The sequence below is a fragment of the Flavobacterium salmonis genome (genome assembly GCF_903819435.1).
GTDB classification, from domain to species: Bacteria; Bacteroidota; Bacteroidia; order Flavobacteriales; family Flavobacteriaceae; genus Flavobacterium; species Flavobacterium chungangense.
Genome location: NZ_CAIJDP010000065.1, coordinates 1 through 20419 on the forward strand (window position 1 = coordinate 1; position 20419 = coordinate 20419).

The window sequence follows — 20419 nt, forward strand, 5'->3', positions numbered from 1 at the left end:
TCTGCTGCTAATTTCGCTTTAAGAGCTTCTGCATCAGCTTTTGCTTTAGCGTCTGCTGCAAGTTTGGCCTGAAGGGCTTCTGCATCAGCTTTAGCTTTCGCATCTGCTGCAAGTTTGGCCTGAAGAGCTTCTGCATCAGCTTTTGCTTTAGCGTCTGCTGCTAATTTCGCTTTAAGAGCTTCTGCATCAGCTTTTGCTTTAGCGTCTGCTGCAAGTTTGGCCTGAAGGGCTTCTGCATCAGCTTTCGCTTTAGCTTTTGCTTCCTCAGCTAATTTTAACTGTTTTGCTTCTTGTTCTGCTTTTGCTTTATTAGTTGCTTCTGCATCAGCTTTAACTTTAGCATCAGCAAGTAATTTCGCTTGTAATGCTTCCATATCAGCTTTTGCTTTGGCATCAGCAACAAGTTTAGCCTGTAACGCTTCTGCATCGGCTTTCGCTTTAGCATCGGCTGCAAGTTTTATTTTAAGGGCTTCTGCATCAGCTTTTGCTTTAGCATCAGCAACAAGTTTGGCCTGTAACGCTTCAGCATCAGCCTTTGCCTTGGCTTCTGCAGCAATTCTGGCTTGTCTCTCTTCTGCATCTACTTTTAATTTAGCTTCAGCAGCTAATCTTTCCTTTTCTGCTAATAATGCAGCTGTTCTGGCTTTAGCATCAGCAGCAGCCTTAGCTTTGATTGCTGCATCTTTCGCAGCTTTTGTTTTAGCTTCAGCCGCAGCTTTAGCTTTTGATTCTGCAGCTATTCTGGCTTGTAATGCATCTGAATCGGCTTTTGCTTTAGCATCAGCAGCTATGATAGATTGCAAATCTGCAGCTTCTGTTTTTGCCTTGGCTTCTGCTTTACGTTTAGCCTCTTCTGCATCAGCTTTGGCTCTGGCTTCTGCTAATAATTTCGATTTAGTAGCCTCTGCATCGGCTTTAATTTTGTTTTCTGCTGCTAATTTGATTTTTAATGCTTCTGCATCGGCTTTAGCCTTATTATCAGCATCTAATTTTGCTTTTGCTGCTGCTTCTGCATCTGCCTTAACTTTTTCTGCAGCAGCTAATCTAACTTTCTGTGCCTCAGCATCAGCTTTTGCTTTTGCTTCTGCAGCTAATTTTGCTTTTGTAGCACCATCTACTCTTGTAACAGTAGGAGTCGATTTTTTTGCTATTACAGGTTTTGGTTTTGAAGTATCTATTAAAGAACCTTCTTCATCATCTCCATAATAGTATCTTGTATTTTTAAATTTGTACGCAATAACAAATTCATGAGAAGCTCCTAAATTTGTGAAATTACCTAAACCTCTTTCATAATTGTATTCAATTGCGATATTAGCTGTTATGTTAACTCCTAATCCACCGGAAAGACCATATAGAGTATTATAACCTACTTGTGCCCAAATTCCCTGAGGCATAGTAAGCATGGCAAGTCCAGAAATAATCGTATTGTCTTTTTTAATTTCTGTTTTTACAATTCCTGAAAATTTACTTTGATCAAAAAATCCGTAACTGTCTATGTAGCCTGTGTACATAGCATGCAGTTGAATGGCTTTTTCAGGATCGTCTTTTACCATTCCAGAACCAAAATTATACAGTACCAAATTATTCATGGATAATCCGAAATCAAGAAAAGCAGTTCCGTAATTAATACCTGGATTTATAGCAATTAAAGTATTTGATGGATAATCAGTATCTAATACTACATCATCAGATATTATTTTTCCTTTGTCTAAACCACTTTGATAAGCACCAACGTTTAATCCAAAAGTTAAATTACTGTCTTCCTGTAGAACAATATTATGGGCAAAATTGACAACTCCTCCAAAAACGGTCATTAAACCGTAATTTTGCTGAAACAAACCTATAGCATAACCATCATTTTCTTTTAAACGTCCTGAATAATTAAAAAGGTAAGTATTAGGTGCATCATCAAATTGTACGTATTGTCTTTTATTATAAAAACTTACCATTGGGTTTTGCTCACGAACAAAACTGAATGTTGGGTTGATTAAATATCTATTAAACTTTAATGAATTTCGGACAGGTAATGAAAACGAAACAACTCCATTCTCATTTGTATCCTGAGAATAGAGTAAATGTGATGTACCGCATAATAAAGTTAAGAATAGTAAAAATTTCTTCATATTATTTCAGCACCGTTATTGATCCTTTTTTTTCACCTGCATCGCCTTTAATAACATAGTAATATACCGGATTTACATTTTTAATATCTAATCCTGTCTGTGGCCAATCACCCTGATAATTGACAACGTCCAGAACCTTTTCGCCACTTGAGCTTATAATTATAACCTTTGTGCTTTCATTTCTATAAACATCAGGAATATTCCAATATGGAGAATCACTTAGCTTAATGATATTTGGAATTACTGTAGCATTACCCGCTGGTCCGTTAACTTTAAAACTAAATTCTTTTGTAGAAATACACCCACCTGCCTGAGAAACTTTTACTTTATATTTTCCTCTAAAAGATATTAAATAAGTATCAGTAGTTGCTCCTGCAATAAGATTACCATTCAAATACCATTCATAAGTTGGGTTTGAAGCATCATCTGTTACAGTGACACTTAAAGTTTCACCTTCGTCGATAGATGTTTCATCAGCAACATCAATACTAGCATCGAAACTATTCCGTATCAGATTTATACTTCCTGAACCCGAACAGCCGCCAAAATTAATATCTACTGTATAAACTCCTGATTCAATAGTACTGTATGTCCTGCTAGTTGCTCCTGCAATTACAGAACCATCTTTTTTCCATATATAGCTATTTCCACCACCAGTAGCAGTCAGGATAGTGTTACTTCCGTTTGCACAAAAAGGATTTCCTAAACTGGAGCTAATAGTTGTAGATGAACCTGATCCGGATGCGCTCGTTACAGTAACACGATTAGAACTAAAATTAACATCTGAGCATACTCCATAATCCAACTCCGCATAATAGCTTCCAGTAGCATTAACAGTCAAAATTTTATCACTTTGTCCTGAAATTAATACGTCATCTTTATACCATTTGTATTTAAGGTTTGGATAATTTGCCGGAGATGAATTAGTTGTATTTGGTGTCGGATTATCAACAGAAAGAGTCAGGCTTCCTCCTGAACAAAATGTTGCAGAAGTGCCTTGATTATTAATTGTAAATGCTTTTACATAATCTTTGTAGTATACTGCAAAAGAAGTTGCGTTAGCAAAATTTCTAATTCTTGTACTATTTATTCCTTTGTTACTTCTAACTCTTATGCTATAATTATTAGATCCTTTGATTCCGGCAGGAATAGCAAATTTTATTGTTTGCTGAGTTACAGAAGGATTAGTTACATCTAATTTTGTAGCAAGAATTGGAGTCGAAGTTACAAATACTCCGTTCTCATCACTTAATTCTACATCAAAAACGACATCTGAAGAGAAATCGCTATATGTTAAGGTCACATTATACTCATTAAAGGGTATGCCGCTTACTATATCTCCTGCGCAAATATTTACAAAATCAAACTTACTGGCTGAAATTGTTTGCGCATTAGAATGGTAAACGGTAAATAAAAATACTCCTGAAAAAAGTAATGTTTTTATCAGAGAAAGAGTAGTTTTTTGCATCATATAGTACGAATTCTTGCTAAGTCTATATCTTCAAAAAACAAAATGTCTATAAAAGTTTCAGAAAAGTCATATTTATAATTCTCAATAATATCTTTTGCAAGAACAGAATAAGATGAGATTTTTTTTGATTCTTTTTCTGAATTGACAGCTCTATTTGTTTTGTCAATTCTTTCAGCTTCTACAGCAAAGCTACCCTTGGGGATGGATAGCTCTACTATAAACTGTTTAGAATACTCTAAATCAATTACAGATGTAATTTCCGTTATTTGGTTTAAATTTTTTAAAGTATGATCTTGTTGACCAACAGCAACATTTGAATTTATAGGTTTTTCAATTTTGCATTGGGCATATAAACTTAACGATAAAGGGGAAACCAAAAATATTGTATATATAAAATACTTTTTAATACTTGGGGCCATATTCTATTTGATCTTTATTTGGGTCCTGTCTTAAGACATATACATAAATTGTCTGGGGACTTTTATTAATAAAATTTACGCTTTGAAATAAAAATCTAAATCTATTATCTATTACCGCTTGAAGCAGTAATTTTTCCTAATTGAAGTCTGAAATCTGGTTTTTTTGGATTAAAAATATCTATAAAAGTTTCTTTGTTATCACTTTGAGAGTATACGTTAAAAAACACACTGTTACCATACCAACTCTCTAAATCTTCATTGTTAGAATTGAATTCTGTAAATATATTACCTTTACATAGGTTGAAAAACATTTCTTCAAATTTAATTTTCTTGAGATTAGCATCGTTAATTTCTGTTTTACTATCTAATAAAACTGCAGGATTAAAACCTGAAATTACACTACGTTTTATTTCCAATGAAGCATTTTCAGCAATATATACAGCTTCTTTTACTAAACCTGACTGAATATCTGCATTTATATTTTCACTATCATTAAGCATTGTAATGTTTGATGCTACAACTAAAGTTTGTTTTTTAGTAAAATCTGTTTCACTCTTTTTCTCATATGAAGCAACTTCTAAACAACGGGATCCATCTTTGTTACTTGATAAGTAAGAAGATCTTACTGCAAGTGAGTTATGCAAACGACATTGAACTCCTTGAGTAAACTTATAATCATCATTGATAGATTTATAAGAAACTAATTTAGTAGCATTAAGATCTCCTCCAAAAAATCCAAATGAATCTCCTGCAGAATAACTTACCATTACATTTTCTAAGATTGTTTTATTTCCAACACCAGCAAGTGTTAGACCATTGAAAGTTCCTGAACCTTTTACTTTTTTACCGGCAAATTCAATTCTTACAAATCTTAATATCCCTGAGTTTCCTGCAACATTATCACCACCATAAGTAGTTTTTGTAGGATCAAGATCTAAATTATAAGAACCAACATTTCCAAATTTATTAATCGGAGCATCGCCAAGAATCACAATACCTCCCCAGTCACCAGCTTTTTTCTGACTTCTGTTAGAAGTAAATACAATTGGGTCAGTCTCTAAACCGTCTGCAATAATTGATGCACCTTTTGTGACTACCAATGTTCCTTTTGTTTCGAAATCACCGATAATTAATGTTCCCGGCTCAATTGATAAAACAGCATTGTTAGTAATATAAACATTTCCCTGCAAAACATAAATGTTTTTCTTAAGCAGTTTTGTGTTTGTTGAAATGTTTCCAGCTAAAATTTGGTTGGCTTCACCGTATTCAACTTTGTTAGGCTTAAATTCGGTCCAGTTATTCAACCAATTGTTGTAGCCCATAATTCCTTTTTCTTGTTGAGCACTCATACTTGCAACTGTCAAAAGAACGCAGATAATTTGAGTAAATTTTTTCATGATAAGGGGGTATTAGGGTTAATAATAAATTTGGGTATGCGTAAATTATAAAAACTCATCCCGCGTTTTCCAAAAAAATCAGAATACATCGAGAACGAGCTGTTTTTAATACCCTTTTTAAAATGCTAAATGAAATTTAATCCATTTACGTAAACATTTTAAAAAGGGTTTCAAAAATATTTAAAAAATTACATTTCGTTCAATTCGTTGAATTCATGTAAAGATTTCAATGTTCCTTCGTAAAATAAAATTGCTGCTATTAAATTTGCCTTGTCTGAATAAGGCATCATTTTTCTTTGAAAATCTACAGTAGTATCTAAAAATGCACTAGTTCCTAAAGCTTGATTTTCTAAAGATTTTTTGTGTTCATTATCGTCTGGTATACCTAAGTCTGCCATAGTAACACCAGGTTTGGTAACCAAAGCAATGTAAGGAAGTGTTTTTACTAAAACTTTAATACGCTCAATATACAACTCTAATAATTCTCCTTTTTGCATTCCACTCAATTCCTTTTGATCGTGATATTTACGAATAAGAGCTGTAGTACTAATGATACTGCGAGGAGCATTTTTAGCCTGGGCATTTATAGCCCCTGTAGTAAATAAAAAAAATGCACTTAAAAAAATAATTTTCCCTTTCATAGATTCTTATTAAAAGTTCGTTGTTGATGAAAACAAAAATATATAAATTAACTTAATCTGCAACTTTAATATTTTTTTTTTTAAAAAAAAGACTTAAAAAAAACTTAAAATCATGTTTTTATATCAGTAAAATATGCCCTTAACGTCTATTACTGTTTCATTATATCAAGGCCTTTTTATGTAAGATTTTTATTTGGATTTAGAAAAAAATGATGTTTGTATGTTGAACAAAATATCAAAAAAAAACATGATTTGATCTTGGATCTGAAAAAACTATTAACAAAAAATTCTTAATATCTCTTCGAAATAACATCAATGTTAACAAAACTTAAGAGAATAAAAATTAACAATTAAGTTAAAAACAAATTACACAACTAGAAATTAAATGAATAAATAAAGTTTAATTTATAATTTTTTTGACTCTCTCATTTTCTTATATCTTTGCTCTATGCAATTTTCAGAAATTTTAGGTCAGGATTATATCAAAAGCCACTTAATAAAAAGTGCTTCTTCAGGGAGAATTCCTCATGCACAACTCTTCATTGGGCCAGAAGGAAGTGGTACATTATCGACTGCTATTGCTTATGCCCAATACATTTTATGCAATAACAAAGGGAATGAAAATTCAAATGGGAATGATTCCTGCAATCTAAAATTTCAAAACATTTCTCATCCCGATTTACATTTTATCTATCCAACAGTAACAACTGAAGATGTTAAAACAAAACCCAAAAGTTTAGATTTCATTCAGGATTGGAGAAATTTTATTCAGGAAATGCCATATGGTGGCTTATTTGACTGGTATAAAATTTTGGGTGTACAAAACAAACAAGGTGAGATACGTGTAGAAGATGCTCAGGAAGTTTTAAAATCACTTTCGTTAAAATCATACGAAGGAGGATACAAAATCATGATTATCTGGATGGCCGATAAAATGAATATTGCAGCATCAAATAAACTTTTGAAACTGCTGGAAGAACCATCTGATAAGACCATTTTTATTCTCATTTCTGAAAATGAAGAAGATATAATACAAACCATTCGATCACGTTGTCAGGTAATTCACTTTAATGGCTTGCCTGAAAGAGTAATTTCTGAAGCGTTAATTTCTCAGGAAAATATAGATCAGAACTTAGCTAAAAAAATTGCACATCAGGCTCAGGGAAATTTCAATAAAGCTATTTCTATCTTAAAAGAAGATGATTCCGAATATCCTTTTGAGCAATGGTTTGTCAATTGGGTCCGTGCTGCGTTCAGAGCTAAAGGAAATGCTGCCGCTATTCAGGACTTAATTTCCTGGAGTGAAGAAATTGCAGCTTTAGGTCGTGAAAGCCAGAAAAAATTCATTCATTTTTGTATTGAAATGTTTCGTCAGGCTCTTTTATTGAATTATGAAGCTCCGGATTTAGTTTATATTGAACCAAAAGTGGACAAATTTAAACTGGAAAATTTTGCTCCTTTTGTAAACGGAAACAACATCCACGATATTTTCAAAGAACTTTCAGATGCGATGTATCACATTGAAAGAAACGGAAATTCAAAAATAATTTTAACTGATTTATCTATAAAACTGACTCGTTTAATTCATAAAAAATAATTTCCGTATGAATAATGTTGCATCCATTTTACTATTAGCCTTTTTAGCCTTAACTTTTTTACAATCAGGTTATGAGAAAATTTTTTACTGGAAAGATAATGTTAGCTGGCTCACAGAGCATTTTGCAAAAACAATATTAAAAAAACAAGTACCACTCGCCTTACTTCATCTTTTAGTTTTAGAATTAATTTCCGGTGTTCTATGCGTGGTTGGTGCTATACAATTGTTAACAAACAGTGGTCGGGAATTTGGTTTTTATGGAGCTATCTTTTCCTGTATTTGTTTATTAATGATGCTTTTCGGACAACGATTAGCAAAAGATTATGATGGTGCAAGAACTATTGTAATCTATTTTATTCCAGCCGTTATGGCTGTTTATTGGTTGAACTAAATCAACACAATTATTTTAAATTTTATATCAAAAAAATGAATCCAAAACATCCTTCAGAATCTTTGACAATATTAACCGACTTAGTTTTACCTAGCGAAACAAATCCTTTAAATAATCTTTTTGGAGGTGAATTATTAGCACGTATGGATCGTGCTGCCAGTATTGCCGCAAGAAGACATTCACGAAGGATTACTGTTACCGCATCTGTGAACCATGTAGCTTTTAATAGAGCAATTCCATTAGGAAGTGTTGTAACTGTTGAAGCTAAAGTGTCCAGATCATTCAAAAGTTCTATGGAAATTTTTATTGATGTCTGGGTAGAAGATCGAGAATCCGGACTTAGAACAAAAGCCAACGAAGCCATATATACTTTTGTCGCTGTTGATGATACCGGCAGACCTGTAGAAGTAGCACCAATTGAACCAGAAACAGAAATTGAAAAACAACGTTTTGATGCTGCATTACGTCGCAAGCAATTAAGTTTATTATTAGCAGGAAAAATAAAACCCGAAGATGCTACAGAATTGAAGGCTTTATTTATATCTTAAAAATCTTACTTTTTAAGGTGTCATATTTGATTGCTACTTCAAAAAAAAGAAGTATTTTTACAAAATTACAAGCCATATAAATATAAATCAGAAGGTTATTGATTTTCTGATAGTATGTTTGAAAGAGAAGAATTATAAAAATTTAGATGAAAGAAAAAGAAAAAAAAGAGATGAGTTCAGAGAAAGATGCCAAATTAAAAGCGCTACAACTTACGCTTGATAAATTAGATAAAACTTACGGAAAAGGAACCGTAATGAAAATGGGGGACAAAGCCATTGTAGAAGTTGAAACAATTTCTTCAGGTTCTCTGGGTGTTGATTTAGCACTTGGAGTAAATGGCTATCCAAAAGGAAGAATAATTGAAATATACGGTCCGGAATCTTCAGGTAAAACTACATTAACTCTACATGCGATTGCAGAAGCTCAAAAAGCTGGAGGAATTGCAGCTTTTATAGATGCTGAGCATGCTTTTGACAGAAATTATGCTGAAAAATTAGGTGTTGATATAGAAAACCTGATCATTTCTCAGCCAGATAATGGTGAACAAGCTTTAGAAATCGCAGAAAACCTTATTCGCTCAGGAGCAATTGATATAGTTGTAATTGACTCTGTTGCAGCCTTAACTCCAAAAAGTGAAATTGAAGGTGAAATGGGAGATTCTAAAATGGGTCTTCACGCACGTTTGATGTCTCAGGCTTTAAGAAAACTTACCGGGACTATCAGTAAGACAAACTGTACTGTATTCTTTATCAACCAATTGAGAGAAAAAATTGGTGTTATGTTTGGTAACCCTGAAACTACAACTGGTGGTAATGCATTGAAATTTTACGCTTCTGTTCGTTTAGATATTCGCCGTTCTTCACAAATAAAAGATGGAGAAAATGTGATTGGAAACAGAACGAAAGTTAAGATTGTAAAAAATAAAGTGGCTCCGCCTTTTAAGACTGCAGAATTCGACATCATGTATGGGGAAGGAGTTTCTAAAACAGGAGAAATTTTAGACTTAGCGGTAGAATTCGAAATAGTTAAAAAAGCGGGATCATGGTTTAGTTATGGAGAAACAAAATTAGGACAAGGACGCGATGCTGTTAAATCATTAATCAAAGACAATCCTGAATTAGCTGATGAATTAGAAGTAAAAATTAAAGCACATATTAAAGAATCTGCTAATGCTTAATCTTTAAAAATCTGCAAATTACATACTTTATAAAACCCGACAAATTTAACTTGTCGGGTTTTTTATTTAAAAGTAAAACTAAAGACGCAACCTTTTATAAATTTTACCATCTTATTAGTAACGTACAATTTCGAATGGTGTTTGTTAAAATACTTTCGAAACTTTTTAGAATAAATTGGGTTGGTTATTTCAATAAAAATCCGTTAGTTTTTTTGTTTTGGTTACTAGCGGGTTTTTATTATTTTGAAGATTTTTATCGATTTTTAATTTTTAATCATCTAAAAATCGGTCAATATTTGTAATCGAAAAAGAAAAACATTCCTAAAATTAAAAAGACATACGCTTTATTTCTTAGAAATAAATTTACAGATAAAATTTTTGAATATAAAAGGGGTTTTAATTCAAAAAGAAAACCCGACAGAAACTAAAAATTTTGTCGGGTTTATTAATTTATTTAAATTCTTCTTTCTTAAATTCAAGTAAACCTTTATAAATCAATTGTCTGGTCTGATCCCTCAGGTCTTTTCTATTGTCACTTGTTAAAGATTTTGTTTCGATAAAAGGAAGTATTTTGACTCTCATTTTTCCGGGACTTCCACTTAAAAAAGTATAAGAAAACCGTTCTTTATTATCGGCAAAAACAATTGGCACAATTGGAATTTGATGGTCTATTGCCAATCGAAAGGCTCCATCTTTAAACTCATCGAGTAAAATTGATTCATCGTCAGGAACTCCTCCCTCGGGAAAAATACAAATACTAAGTCCCTGATTCAATCTGTCCTGAGCTCTTTTGAAAACTTCATTTTTGCTTTTTGAAGAATTTCTATCGACTAAAATACAAGTTCTTTTATAGAAAAACCCAAATAAAGGTATCTTGGCCAACTCTTTTTTACCAACAAAAACAAATGGATTACGTACCACTGCCAACATCAGCATAATGTCTGTCATTGAAGTATGATTAGCAACAATCATATAGCTTTTTCCTTTTTCAAGCTTTTGAAGACGTTCAATTTTATAATAAAAACCCATCCCAAAAAGAATGAACTTTGCCCAAATACGAGCCATTTTAAAGAAATAGGGATAACCTTTTTCAGTTATAATTGAAGCCAACAAAAACGGCAGCATGATTAATATTGGAATCGCCATTACAATATAAAACCAAATACGCCAAATAATCCAAAAAACAATTTTAATTCCTTTCATAGCTTCAAATGTAAGAAAACCGATGTAAATTTAGATTTTAGACCATTAGATTTTTAGAATATTTAAATTTTTCTGAAAATAAAAGCTGAAATCTCAGAGAACTTTTAGAAAACTTTTTTAATTTTTGCAGAAGAAAAAAATAAACCTTGCATCCTTTGCAAAAAAGTTTGCGAACTTTGCAATTAGAAATAAGAACCAGAATGGCAAAAATACTTACCGGTGTTCAGAGTACCGGAACCCCACACTTAGGCAATTTATTGGGAGCAATTATTCCCGCAATCGAATTATCAAATAATCCGGCAAACGAATCTTATTTGTTTATAGCCGATTTACATTCGATTACTCAAATAAAAGACGGGAAAACATTAAGAGAAAACACCTATAGTACTGCAGCAGCATGGCTTGCATGTGGTTTAAACCCCGATAAAGTTACATTCTACAGACAATCTGATGTGGCGCAGACAGCTGAATTGACGTGGTATTTAAGTTGCTTTTTTCCATACCAGCGTTTGACTTTAGCACATTCATTTAAAGATAAATCTGATCGTTTAAGTGATGTCAATGCCGGGCTTTTTACCTACCCGATGTTAATGGCTGCAGATATTTTATTATATGATGCTGAATTTGTTCCAGTTGGAAAAGATCAAAAACAACATATAGAAATCACGCGTGATGTCGCTTCAAGCTTTAATCGTCAAATGGGAGAAACATTCGTACTTCCGGAAGCTATAATTCAGGAAGAAGGCAAATTGATTCCAGGAACTAATGGCGGGAAAATGAGTAAATCTGCAAATAATATTATCAATATTTTCCTTGATGATAAAGTTTTGCGTAAACAAATTATGAGTATCGAAACTGACAGTACTCCGCTTGAAGATCCTAAAAATCCAGATACCTGTAATGCGTTTGCTATTTATTCTTTATTGGCAAATGAAACTCAAATAGCCGAAATGAGAGCCAATTATCTTGGAGGAAATTATGGTTATGGTCATGCCAAACAAGCGCTGTTTGAATTGATTACCGAAAAATTTAAAACTGAAAGAGAAAAATACAATTACTACATAAACAACCTTGAGGAAGTAGATGCGCTTTTGAAAAAAGGTGCTGAAAAAGCTTCTGTTGTTGCTGATGGCGTTTTGGCCAGAGTTCGTGAAGTGCTCGGATTTGAAAAATAATTAAAATATTAAAACCCGGCAGGATTGTGAAAACTTGTTGGGTAATATTGAAAATTTTAACTCATTGGGTCAAATTTATTAAGCAAAATGCTGAAAAAAATATTTACAAAATACCTGTTTTTTCTCTTAATATTGCTTTTCGGATTTGGATTTATACTGGCTTATCTATTTGGATATGAGCAATCTTATGGAATAAATAAAACCGTGGGATGGGCATATGATATATCCAATCAGGTTTTCTTCACTTCATTAATTTTTACCCTTTCTCAAATTCTTTTTATCATTGGATATTTGATCATTTTCCTTATTCGGCGAAAGACTAACTATTATCTTTCTATTGTTCATTTCGAGATTATTATCCTCACATTAGTATTTTTAGAAAATTTTATAGTGAATGCAATTTTTTCTCTTCTCTCAATGATCCTATTTTTTACAAATGCTTTCAAGTCACATAAATAAATTATGATCTTTTAAAATCAAATCGCCTCAAACAACTTTCCTGGCAAAGGTCTAATAACGCCTTTTAGCTCCATATTCAATAACATCCCGGAAATTTTATAGATTGGAAATTCACAGTGAAGCGCAATTATATCCAACAATTCTTTTCCATTTTTAAGCAGGTAATCGTAAATTTTTTGCTCGTCTGATTCTAAATCTACAAACAATTGTTTTTGTACCGGTTTTGACTTGTTTTCGATATCCCAGTTGAGCATATAAACCAAATCGGCAGCATTAGTGAGTACATTTGCTTTTTGTGTTTTAATCAATTGATTACAGCCCTGACTATATTTATCTGTGACACGGCCAGGAACAGCAAAAACATCCCGATTGTAGTCATTGGCCAGATTTGCTGTGATAAGCGAACCACCCCTATCAGCAGACTCTATAACGATTGTTGCTTCGCTCATGCCTGCAACTATTCGATTGCGTCGTACAAAATTTTCTTTATCAGGATTGGTAGAACTCCAAAATTCGGTAATGAAACCGCCATTTTGTTCCATCTTTGTCATGTATTTTTTATGCGTTTTCGGGTAAATTTGATTTAATCCATGCGCCAGAACTCCAATAGTTTGTAACTCATTTTCCATCGCTAACTGATGTGCCACGATATCAACTCCATACGCAAAACCACTAACAATTATAGGATCAAGCGGAGCCAAATCTTCTATCAGTTTTTTACAGAATTCCGTTCCGTAAGAGGTTATTTGGCGTGTACCCACAATACTTATTATTCGTTTGTTTTCTAAATTGATATTTCCTGCCGAAAAAATTAAAACCGGGGCATCAATGCAATGCTTCAACCTTTCCGGATATTTATCGTCCTTAAAAAAAGAAGTTTGAATGTTATTTTCCTTAATAAATTCCAGTTCCTGATTCGCCTTTTCAAAAACAGATTTATCTTTTAAATTTTTTAGTAATGCTGATCCAACACCATCAATAGCTACAATTTTATTGGATTTTGTTTTGAAAATTTCTTCAGCGCTTCCAAAATTTGATAGTAATTTTTTAGCCATAATATCTCCTACACCTTCAACCCTGAGTAAGGCTAATAAATAAAATAAATCTTGTTCTGTCATGGCTTGTATAATTTTAGAAGGATGGATAATTTGAAAAACAGGTTTAGTTTTTCAAGATGGCAAATATATGAATTAGAAGTAAATTCTTTCAAAAATAAAATACAAATAAAAACAGTTACAAGAAGTTCCTGTAACTGTTATCATGATAATTTAGATTGATAATCTAGCAAACTTAAATGTTGCTAAACAGCAGTTATATAAATTTTAGACGGCTAAATATTCATTCAGAGTTTTCTTTTCTGTTACATTTAATTCATTAATTGCATTATCGATACTGATTAAAGCCTCTTTTTCCTTGTCTACTAATTGCCTTTTTAACTCTAGAAGATTAACTGTTTGACCATCAGATGACTTCAGATTTGAGGGATCAAAACCATTCGTATTTAATTGTTCTATGTTCAAATCAATTTCCTTAATTGAATTTAAAAAACTATTCGTTAACTCATCTCTTTTTATTAAAAGATTATTTCGTTGGCATTGAAAATTTCCTGAAATTGCAGTAGCAAAATCTTTTTTTTGTTCCCCTATCAAATCTTGGCTGTAATTCTTCAATTCTTCAGTTTCTTTTTCCATTTGTTTGGTTTCTGCCTTCACATTTTTTATGGTTATGCTAGGTAAATTCATTTTAATATCCTGTCTTACCATCTTAAACTCAGGAATAGCGGTAATAAATTCAGTTATTGCCATTTTAAATTTTGGTAAATTTGTTTTTATTTCGACCGTTCTTGTGTGAACTTCTGGAACCTCAGTCAAAATATCTTTCCAAATAGTTGTACACTTTGGAACCCCTTTAGTTTTACCGCCAAATGGGAGGTGTATCCACGTGTCTTTACAATGGATTTGAGGATATTGCCCTGTTTTTTTTAAAACCATTTTTGTATAAACCTCATCGAATTTTATAGATTTCATTTCCATTGTAATTTGAGGTATTCCAAAAGATATTTTCTTGTCTTTCATTGTAATTGAAACTAAATCTAGGGCAAAATGCTGTTCTTTCATTTCAACTACAAAATCAGTTTGAATTGATTGTTCTGCGATATTAGGACTTGGTGCATCATCCTTAATATCTTCAGCTTTTTTTTCAACATCTTTGTACTTAGATTCATATTTAAGTTTAATTGCATCTAATTCAACTTGGTTTCCTTCGCATTGGCTAAATGAAAATTCTGTATTTATTAATGAAAAAAATGTCATTAATGCTGCTAAGTAAGTAATTTTTGTTTTCATAATTTTCTATAATTTTGGTTCGCCTACTCTAATTCCCCTTTTCGGCTAACTGGTTGATTATTAAATCAAAATTCCAAATTACAGCGCACAAAAAAATCCCTACAAATGGGGATTATTTGGAAAAAACTATTTTGATTTAATTTACAAATGGAAAGCTGAGTAAAAATAAAACTCAAAAATCATACTTGCGTTCTACTGCAAAACGTATTAAGTCTGTTTTGCCATAGAGATTCATTTTTTTGAGGATGTTTTTGCGGTGGGTATCAACAGTGCTTTTACTGATAAAAAGTAGATCGGCAATTTCGTTAGATGTTTTTCCTTCACCAATAAGTCTAAGGATTTCTTTCTCACGATTGCTTAAAAGGATGTTTTGTTTAGTTAATTCATCTTTTACAATAATAGCGTCGTCAAAAAAAGTTTCGTTGCTTAAAATAGCTCTAATAGCTTCAATCAATTTCTTGAGCGGGGAGTTTTTCATAATATACCCTGATGCCCCTGCTTCTTTCATTTGCTGAATAGCTTCAGACTGGTCAAACATACTAAAAGCGATGACCTTAATCTCGGGAAATTCTTTCTTAATAATTTTGGTAGCAGAAATTCCATCACATTTTGGCATTCGAATGTCTGTAATAACAACCTGTGGTCTTTTTTTTCGAACCAATTGTATTAGCTCATCCCCATCATTGGCTTCTCCTACAACGGTAATGTCACCTTCAAATTCCAAAGAAAGTTTGATACCGTCAATAAGAGACTGATGGTCTTCGGCAATGATTATTGTGATCATAATGGTAAGTCTATAATGATGGATGTTCCTTTGGTCAAAATTGAATCTATCGTAAATGTCCCGCCCATTTGTTCTACTTTTTTCTCCATATTTTTGAGACCAATTCCCGATTTACTCACAATGATTTTCGGATCAAAACCTTTACCGTTATCTTCTATAATAATATTAATTTCAGCAGGTGCCCCCTGAGTTAAATAGATATTAACTTCGGTTGCTTCAGAATGTTTTATGATGTTAGTGCACAGTTCCTGAATCATTCGGAATAAAGTAACTTCTATAGTATTTTCTAATCTTTCTGTTAGACCAAACGGAATAACATTAATTTTTAAATGTTCTAAAACACTCATTTTATCCGCCATTTTATTAACCGCAACCAACAATCCCTCACTACCAATAACACCCAGATTTTTAAGGTGTGCAATATTGCGTACTTTTTGATATGCTTCTTCTAATAAAGCATCAGTTTTATCGTAAAGCTTATTTTCTTGTTGATTTGTAGTCGCATTTTGATGTTTCAGATTTTGAAAATTTAGTTTTAATGTGGCCAGCATACTCCCCAAATTATCATGTAATTCGTTAGCTATATTTTGACGTTCCTTTTCCTGGCTTTCAAGCATTAAATCAATTTCATTAAGCTCTTGATCTTTAAGCATTTTTTCGATTTTTTGTATCCCGATTAGTTTTTCCTGTTCAGCAATTTTTTTCTTTTTAGTAATGTTTTTATATCCTAAAACACTTACTACCAATACAATAATCAATATGCTTAAAATCAGATATAAAATAATATTATTTATTTTAATGTTTGTTTTTAATTCAAGATTTTCGAGTTCTTTTTCCTGAGTTTTGTATTTGGTATCAAAATTATTGATGGCAATATTTTGCTGTTCCGTATTTAGAGAGTCGTGATATTTATTTGCAATTTCTAGATGGAGCAATGCCTTATCCATGTTTTTAGCATCTTTGTAATTTAAGTAAAGGAAATTATTGATGTTCTCTTTATTAACCTTCTTGTACTCAATTAGTTTTATTTTATCAGCCTGATGTAATAAAGCAATTGCCTTATCATATTGACGAAGCTGTGAATAGTTAGAAGCCTGATTCATCAAATTATAACAGATGTAGTTTGAATTTGGTGTTTTTTCCTGATGCAAAAGCAAATTATCTTTATGGAGATAATACAAACTGGAATCTGGTTTATATAATACATCACTAAAAAGAACTGCAAGATTATTATAGATTTTACTTTCCAGTTTTTTATCCTTGACGATTTTGTTTAAAGCTATTGCCTTTCTAAAATAAAGCAAACTTTCCTCAGCTTCTTTTTTATTTATTTTTAAAGAAGCTATTTGAACATATCCCTTAAGAATTTTAGCATCATTGTTTGTTGCTACGGCATAATCCATATATTCTTTGAGATAGAACTGGTGCTTTTGTGTATTGTCTTTGTAACTAACTAATAATGAAGCAATATTGAGATTAATTTCCATTGCTTTCTCTACAACTTTGGCTTTTAAATATTGCTTTTTAGCTGTTAAATAATTTTCAATCGCTTTTACATCGTTGTTTTCTTTACTATAACTTTTTGCTGTCAGAAAATAATAATACCCCAAATCTTCCGGTAAAAAAGCAGTTGTGTTTATTAGAGAAAGTTGTTTTAGTGCCTCTTTTGATTTCCCTTTTTCAATATTCTTATCGATCGTACTGAGGACTTTATTTTGCCCAAAACAAATGCTCACCATACAAAGTAAAATGAGCAGAAAACTAATGGTTTTATGTAATCTTTTTTTATACACTTTCACGAATTGTTCCTCTTCCTGTAGTGTCTGGAATAAATGGACCACTATATTTATCCGTATATATTCTTTGAGGAGTTCTCGTTAATTCATTATTTTGATGATGAAAAGCAACTTTAATTTGTTTAGTAAAATCAATTTCTAAAATTCCGTTTTTTTCAGTTTCATTCAAATCAATTATAAACGATACAAAATCACCGCCATCCCCTGTAAAATCTTTTCCTAAAAAATCTTTAAAATGAATTACAATTTTATTTCCTTCCTCATCCGAAATATTATAGATTTTGTATATTCCATACATATTATTCCTTGCCGGTTCAGGTAATGCTACTGCTATAACTGCTTTTTTACCTTCTAAAAGAATACCTTTTACATCATAATTTTTCATAATTTTATTTTATTGGTTTGTAATATTCAAATCTATGGATTTATGAAAGAAAAAGAATACCTACAAATGGGTATTTATTAGAATATCATTAAATTAGATTTAATAATCATACGTTCAAAAGTAACTCAAAAATAAATTTTTAAAGATATTTTATAATATTATAAAAACAAAAAAAATACTTAATCCTTTAAAAATCAAATACATACAGATTGTTAATAAAAATTGTGAATAAAATTTTGATAACTATATTGGAGTTATAACTTTGTTACTATGAAAATCGAAACTTACATCGCGCAGTTATTATATCGTTATCAGTGTGTAACGGTTCCAGGATTCGGAGCTTTTTTAACCGAAATTCAGTCGGCACAGCTTAATGAAAGCACAAATTCGTTTTTTCCACCGAAGAAAATGGTCTCTTTTAACAGTCAAATCAAAAACAATGATGGTTTACTGGCAAATCATATAGCTAATTCAGAAAAAACATCTTATGGTTTTGCTGTTAGTGCCATTGCTTTTGAAATTTTAAATTGGAAAAAAACCTTAGAAGAGGATGGAATTTTACATTTAAAAAATATTGGTGAAATTCGTCTCAATAGTGATAACAACTTCGTTTTCAGTCCAAACCAAGAAAATAATTATTTAACAAGTTCATTTGGATTGAGCCCTTTTGTTTCACCTTTGGTAAAAAGAGAAAATTTCGAGAAAGAAATTCAAAGAATCGAGAAAAAAGAACCTGCAACTCTATACGCAGACGAAGAAAGAAAATCTTCAAATTCGTATTTAAAATATGCGGCCATATTTGTGTTGGGTCTTGGAATTACAGGAAGTATTGGCTATCCGCTGTATGAACAAGAAATTGCAACACAAACCCTAGTTGTTGAAAGTACTGTTCAGAAAAAGGTGCAGAACAAAATTCAGGAAGCTACCTTTATGATTCAAAATCCTTTACCTGCAGTAACGCTATCTATAGATACTTCAAAAACAGAAGCAGTAGATAAAACAATGCCATATCACATTATTGCAGGGGCTTTTAGAAGTGAGCAAAACGCTAAAAAAGCATATAACCAATTAATAAAAAATGGCTACGAAGCCAGAATGCTTGGCGAAAATAAACACGGATTATTCCCTGTGTTATATGGAAGTTACGCTACCATGTCTGAAGCTGAAAAAGCACAAAGAGAAATTCGTAAAGCTGAAAATCCTGACGCCTGGATTTTAATCGAAAATTTATAAAGCTTAGAGAGAAAAATTCATTTGTTTTATTATTCACTTTAGAACTACAAAGATTATGAAGTTTACCATTAGACTATTTATTATTATATGCCTTCTTATGACGTCACAATCTTTTTTTGCACAGGAGACCAGCGTTCCTTCAGAAAAAGCGATTCAGGAGGCTAAAACAGCGGAAGAGCATCAAAATAAAATAAATAAAGAGCAGAAAAAAATTGAGAAGCATCAGCGGGAGGTTAATAGCGCAGAAAAATCTATTAAGAAAACACAAAAGAAAATAGAAAAACAAAAAGCTGCAAATCAAAAAACTGACAGTCAAATTGCAAGCAGCAAAAATTCTGAAGAAGAAATTCAGAAATTAAAAATAAAGTCAACTAAGCAAAAACTTGAAATTGATAAACTGGAGCTCAAACTATTACAACAGAAAAAAGAATTAGACGAAATTAGAGCCTCTTTTTAATATATAAAAAATCCTATTCTGAACGAATAGGATTTTTTGTTTAACGTGGAACAATTTCAGCGTCCTGAGAAAGAATTATTTTTTTGTTTTGGTAAATAGTCAATCCTGCCGGAGCAGTGCCATTTTCTCGTAGAGGTGATATATGACATTCGTAAATATATTGTCCTTTTTTAAATTCAAATCGATGATTTCCACCATTTCCATCCAAAATCACTTTTCCTTTAGAAATCACCAGATCAGGTTCTTCAGTCATTTTCTTTTTCAAAGACCAGGAAGCATAACGATAGTTATTATTTCCTAAATCATCTATTCTAATCCTGAATTTACTAGTTTCTAATATACATTCAGGCACTTTAAACTTAGCTATTGAAGTATGTAATTTCGTTTTCTCTTTAGCGATTATATTATTTTTAAGATCCTTTTCGAATTTGGACTGATAATTTATCGAAATCAGGCGACCGTCAGTATCAATCCATATTGTACCCTGATTGAGCATAATACCTCTCCAGCCCATTTCTGACCAGTCTTTAGCAGGATCCGATTTTATGATTTCATTCTTCAAAGTAGCATCAAAAATTTCAGAATATCGTTTTACAAACTCTTCTTTACTTTTAATTTCCGGAATTGGATATTCTCTTTTGAACGGATACGAAATCATAGCAGCAAGAGCTTGCTTTTTATCATTTTTTACATTCGAAATAAAGGTTTTAATAAACTTTTGATATTCCGGTTTCAAATCCTGGCTTTTAACTAAATTAATTGTAAGTACTGATAGAAACAGGCATATAATTTTTATCTTTTTCATAATCTGTATTGT

19 protein-coding genes are annotated in these 20419 nt (G+C 31.9%); 7 read left to right on the top strand and 12 right to left on the bottom strand.

Annotation, left to right across the window (positions count from 1 at the left end):
* The 5 genes from FLACHUCJ7_RS09055 to FLACHUCJ7_RS09075 form a co-directional block, all read right to left on the bottom strand.
* Positions 1-2123: PorP/SprF family type IX secretion system membrane protein (locus FLACHUCJ7_RS09055; RefSeq protein WP_180908678.1), on the bottom strand; the 2123-nt coding region annotated here is incomplete at its 3' end.
* A gap of 1 nt (position 2124) precedes the next feature.
* On the bottom strand, positions 2125-3594 hold the full coding sequence (gene sprC / locus FLACHUCJ7_RS09060) for a gliding motility protein SprC (protein WP_180908679.1): 1470 nt from the start codon (positions 3592-3594) through the stop codon (positions 2125-2127).
* Entirely contained in the window at positions 3591-4013 is a 423-nt protein-coding gene (locus FLACHUCJ7_RS09065; RefSeq protein WP_180908680.1) for a hypothetical protein, read from the bottom strand. The genes sprC and FLACHUCJ7_RS09065 overlap by 4 nt, the downstream gene beginning before the upstream one ends.
* A 104-nt stretch (positions 4014-4117) precedes the next feature.
* Positions 4118-5410 carry a hypothetical protein gene (locus FLACHUCJ7_RS09070; RefSeq protein ID WP_078226714.1) on the bottom strand — a complete coding sequence of 431 codons (1293 nt, stop codon included), beginning with the start codon at positions 5408-5410 and terminating at the stop codon, positions 4118-4120.
* Positions 5411-5598: 188 nt separating this feature from the next.
* On the bottom strand, positions 5599-6051 hold the full coding sequence (locus FLACHUCJ7_RS09075) for a hypothetical protein (protein WP_180908681.1): 453 nt from the start codon (positions 6049-6051) through the stop codon (positions 5599-5601).
* Between the two features lie 448 nt (positions 6052-6499).
* Here FLACHUCJ7_RS09075 and FLACHUCJ7_RS09080 point away from each other — a divergent pair, with 448 nt between their 5' ends.
* From FLACHUCJ7_RS09080 to recA, 4 genes are all read left to right on the top strand, one after another.
* The gene (locus tag FLACHUCJ7_RS09080; protein WP_180908682.1) at positions 6500-7648 is read left to right on the top strand and encodes a DNA polymerase III subunit; all 1149 of its coding nucleotides are present in this window, start codon (positions 6500-6502) and stop codon (positions 7646-7648) included.
* A 7-nt stretch (positions 7649-7655) separates the two neighbouring features.
* Entirely contained in the window at positions 7656-8039 is a 384-nt protein-coding gene (locus tag FLACHUCJ7_RS09085; RefSeq protein WP_031453803.1) for a hypothetical protein, read from the top strand.
* A gap of 35 nt (positions 8040-8074) precedes the next feature.
* A complete protein-coding gene (locus FLACHUCJ7_RS09090; protein ID WP_031453804.1) occupies positions 8075-8587 on the top strand; it encodes an acyl-CoA thioesterase in 513 nt (170 codons plus the stop codon).
* A 170-nt stretch (positions 8588-8757) separates the two neighbouring features.
* Positions 8758-9765 carry a recombinase RecA gene (gene recA, locus FLACHUCJ7_RS09095; protein WP_031453805.1) on the top strand — a complete coding sequence of 336 codons (1008 nt, stop codon included), beginning with the start codon at positions 8758-8760 and terminating at the stop codon, positions 9763-9765.
* 450 nt (positions 9766-10215) lie between these two features.
* On the opposite strand, the gene FLACHUCJ7_RS09100 is transcribed toward recA, so the two are convergent.
* On the bottom strand, positions 10216-10968 hold the full coding sequence (locus FLACHUCJ7_RS09100) for a lysophospholipid acyltransferase family protein (protein ID WP_078226717.1): 753 nt from the start codon (positions 10966-10968) through the stop codon (positions 10216-10218).
* Positions 10969-11168: 200 nt separating this feature from the next.
* Here FLACHUCJ7_RS09100 and trpS point away from each other — a divergent pair, with 200 nt between their 5' ends.
* The gene (gene trpS, locus FLACHUCJ7_RS09105; RefSeq protein WP_078227928.1) at positions 11169-12143 is read left to right on the top strand and encodes a tryptophan--tRNA ligase; all 975 of its coding nucleotides are present in this window, start codon (positions 11169-11171) and stop codon (positions 12141-12143) included.
* 476 nt (positions 12144-12619) lie between these two features.
* Here trpS and dprA read toward each other — a convergent pair whose 3' ends face one another.
* The 5 genes from dprA to FLACHUCJ7_RS09130 all read right to left on the bottom strand — a co-directional run bounded on the left by dprA (position 12620) and on the right by FLACHUCJ7_RS09130 (position 17912).
* Positions 12620-13720, bottom strand: coding sequence for a DNA-processing protein DprA (dprA, locus tag FLACHUCJ7_RS09110; RefSeq protein ID WP_078226719.1), 1101 nt, complete (start codon positions 13718-13720; stop codon positions 12620-12622).
* Between the two features lie 204 nt (positions 13721-13924).
* The gene (locus FLACHUCJ7_RS09115; protein ID WP_078226720.1) at positions 13925-14947 is read right to left on the bottom strand and encodes a hypothetical protein; all 1023 of its coding nucleotides are present in this window, start codon (positions 14945-14947) and stop codon (positions 13925-13927) included.
* A gap of 172 nt (positions 14948-15119) precedes the next feature.
* Positions 15120-15731: a response regulator transcription factor gene (locus FLACHUCJ7_RS09120; RefSeq protein WP_180908683.1), complete on the bottom strand. Its 612-nt coding sequence runs from the start codon at positions 15729-15731 to the stop codon at positions 15120-15122.
* The gene (locus tag FLACHUCJ7_RS09125; protein ID WP_078226722.1) at positions 15728-17470 is read right to left on the bottom strand and encodes a tetratricopeptide repeat-containing sensor histidine kinase; all 1743 of its coding nucleotides are present in this window, start codon (positions 17468-17470) and stop codon (positions 15728-15730) included. The genes FLACHUCJ7_RS09120 and FLACHUCJ7_RS09125 overlap by 4 nt, the downstream gene beginning before the upstream one ends.
* Positions 17471-17516: 46 nt before the next feature.
* The gene (locus FLACHUCJ7_RS09130) at positions 17517-17912 is read right to left on the bottom strand and encodes a hypothetical protein (RefSeq protein ID WP_180908684.1); all 396 of its coding nucleotides are present in this window, start codon (positions 17910-17912) and stop codon (positions 17517-17519) included.
* A gap of 270 nt (positions 17913-18182) precedes the next feature.
* Here FLACHUCJ7_RS09130 and FLACHUCJ7_RS09135 point away from each other — a divergent pair, with 270 nt between their 5' ends.
* Complete coding sequence (locus tag FLACHUCJ7_RS09135) at positions 18183-19145, top strand: HU domain-containing protein (RefSeq protein ID WP_078226724.1); 963 nt, start codon at positions 18183-18185, stop codon at positions 19143-19145.
* A 97-nt stretch (positions 19146-19242) separates the two neighbouring features.
* A complete protein-coding gene (locus FLACHUCJ7_RS09140; protein ID WP_078226725.1) occupies positions 19243-19602 on the top strand; it encodes a hypothetical protein in 360 nt (119 codons plus the stop codon).
* A gap of 40 nt (positions 19603-19642) precedes the next feature.
* Here FLACHUCJ7_RS09140 and FLACHUCJ7_RS09145 read toward each other — a convergent pair whose 3' ends face one another.
* The gene (locus FLACHUCJ7_RS09145) at positions 19643-20407 is read right to left on the bottom strand and encodes a hypothetical protein (protein WP_078226726.1); all 765 of its coding nucleotides are present in this window, start codon (positions 20405-20407) and stop codon (positions 19643-19645) included.
* Positions 20408-20419 lie beyond the last annotated feature (12 nt).

Excerpts from the sequence above, each read along its gene's own strand:
- FLACHUCJ7_RS09125 (WP_078226722.1), bottom strand. The coding sequence starts at position 17,470 with ATGGTGAGCATTTGTTTTGGGCAAAATAAAGTCCTCAGTACGATCGAT.
- FLACHUCJ7_RS09120 (WP_180908683.1), bottom strand. The coding sequence starts at position 15,731 with ATGATCACAATAATCATTGCCGAAGACCATCAGTCTCTTATTGACGGT.
- FLACHUCJ7_RS09135 (WP_078226724.1), top strand. The coding sequence starts at position 18,183 with ATGAAAATCGAAACTTACATCGCGCAGTTATTATATCGTTATCAGTGT.
- sprC (WP_180908679.1), bottom strand. The coding sequence starts at position 3,594 with ATGATGCAAAAAACTACTCTTTCTCTGATAAAAACATTACTTTTTTCA.
- FLACHUCJ7_RS09075 (WP_180908681.1), bottom strand. The coding sequence starts at position 6,051 with ATGAAAGGGAAAATTATTTTTTTAAGTGCATTTTTTTTATTTACTACA.
- FLACHUCJ7_RS09100 (WP_078226717.1), bottom strand. The coding sequence starts at position 10,968 with ATGAAAGGAATTAAAATTGTTTTTTGGATTATTTGGCGTATTTGGTTT.
- FLACHUCJ7_RS09090 (WP_031453804.1), top strand. The coding sequence starts at position 8,075 with ATGAATCCAAAACATCCTTCAGAATCTTTGACAATATTAACCGACTTA.
- FLACHUCJ7_RS09145 (WP_078226726.1), bottom strand. The coding sequence starts at position 20,407 with ATGAAAAAGATAAAAATTATATGCCTGTTTCTATCAGTACTTACAATT.
- FLACHUCJ7_RS09115 (WP_078226720.1), bottom strand. The coding sequence starts at position 14,947 with ATGAAAACAAAAATTACTTACTTAGCAGCATTAATGACATTTTTTTCA.
- FLACHUCJ7_RS09140 (WP_078226725.1), top strand. The coding sequence starts at position 19,243 with ATGACGTCACAATCTTTTTTTGCACAGGAGACCAGCGTTCCTTCAGAA.
- recA (WP_031453805.1), top strand. The coding sequence starts at position 8,758 with ATGAGTTCAGAGAAAGATGCCAAATTAAAAGCGCTACAACTTACGCTT.
- FLACHUCJ7_RS09085 (WP_031453803.1), top strand. The coding sequence starts at position 7,656 with ATGAATAATGTTGCATCCATTTTACTATTAGCCTTTTTAGCCTTAACT.
- FLACHUCJ7_RS09070 (WP_078226714.1), bottom strand. The coding sequence starts at position 5,410 with ATGAAAAAATTTACTCAAATTATCTGCGTTCTTTTGACAGTTGCAAGT.
- FLACHUCJ7_RS09080 (WP_180908682.1), top strand. The coding sequence starts at position 6,500 with ATGCAATTTTCAGAAATTTTAGGTCAGGATTATATCAAAAGCCACTTA.
- dprA (WP_078226719.1), bottom strand. The coding sequence starts at position 13,720 with ATGACAGAACAAGATTTATTTTATTTATTAGCCTTACTCAGGGTTGAA.
- FLACHUCJ7_RS09065 (WP_180908680.1), bottom strand. The coding sequence starts at position 4,013 with ATGGCCCCAAGTATTAAAAAGTATTTTATATATACAATATTTTTGGTT.
- FLACHUCJ7_RS09130 (WP_180908684.1), bottom strand. The coding sequence starts at position 17,912 with ATGAAAAATTATGATGTAAAAGGTATTCTTTTAGAAGGTAAAAAAGCA.
- trpS (WP_078227928.1), top strand. The coding sequence starts at position 11,169 with ATGGCAAAAATACTTACCGGTGTTCAGAGTACCGGAACCCCACACTTA.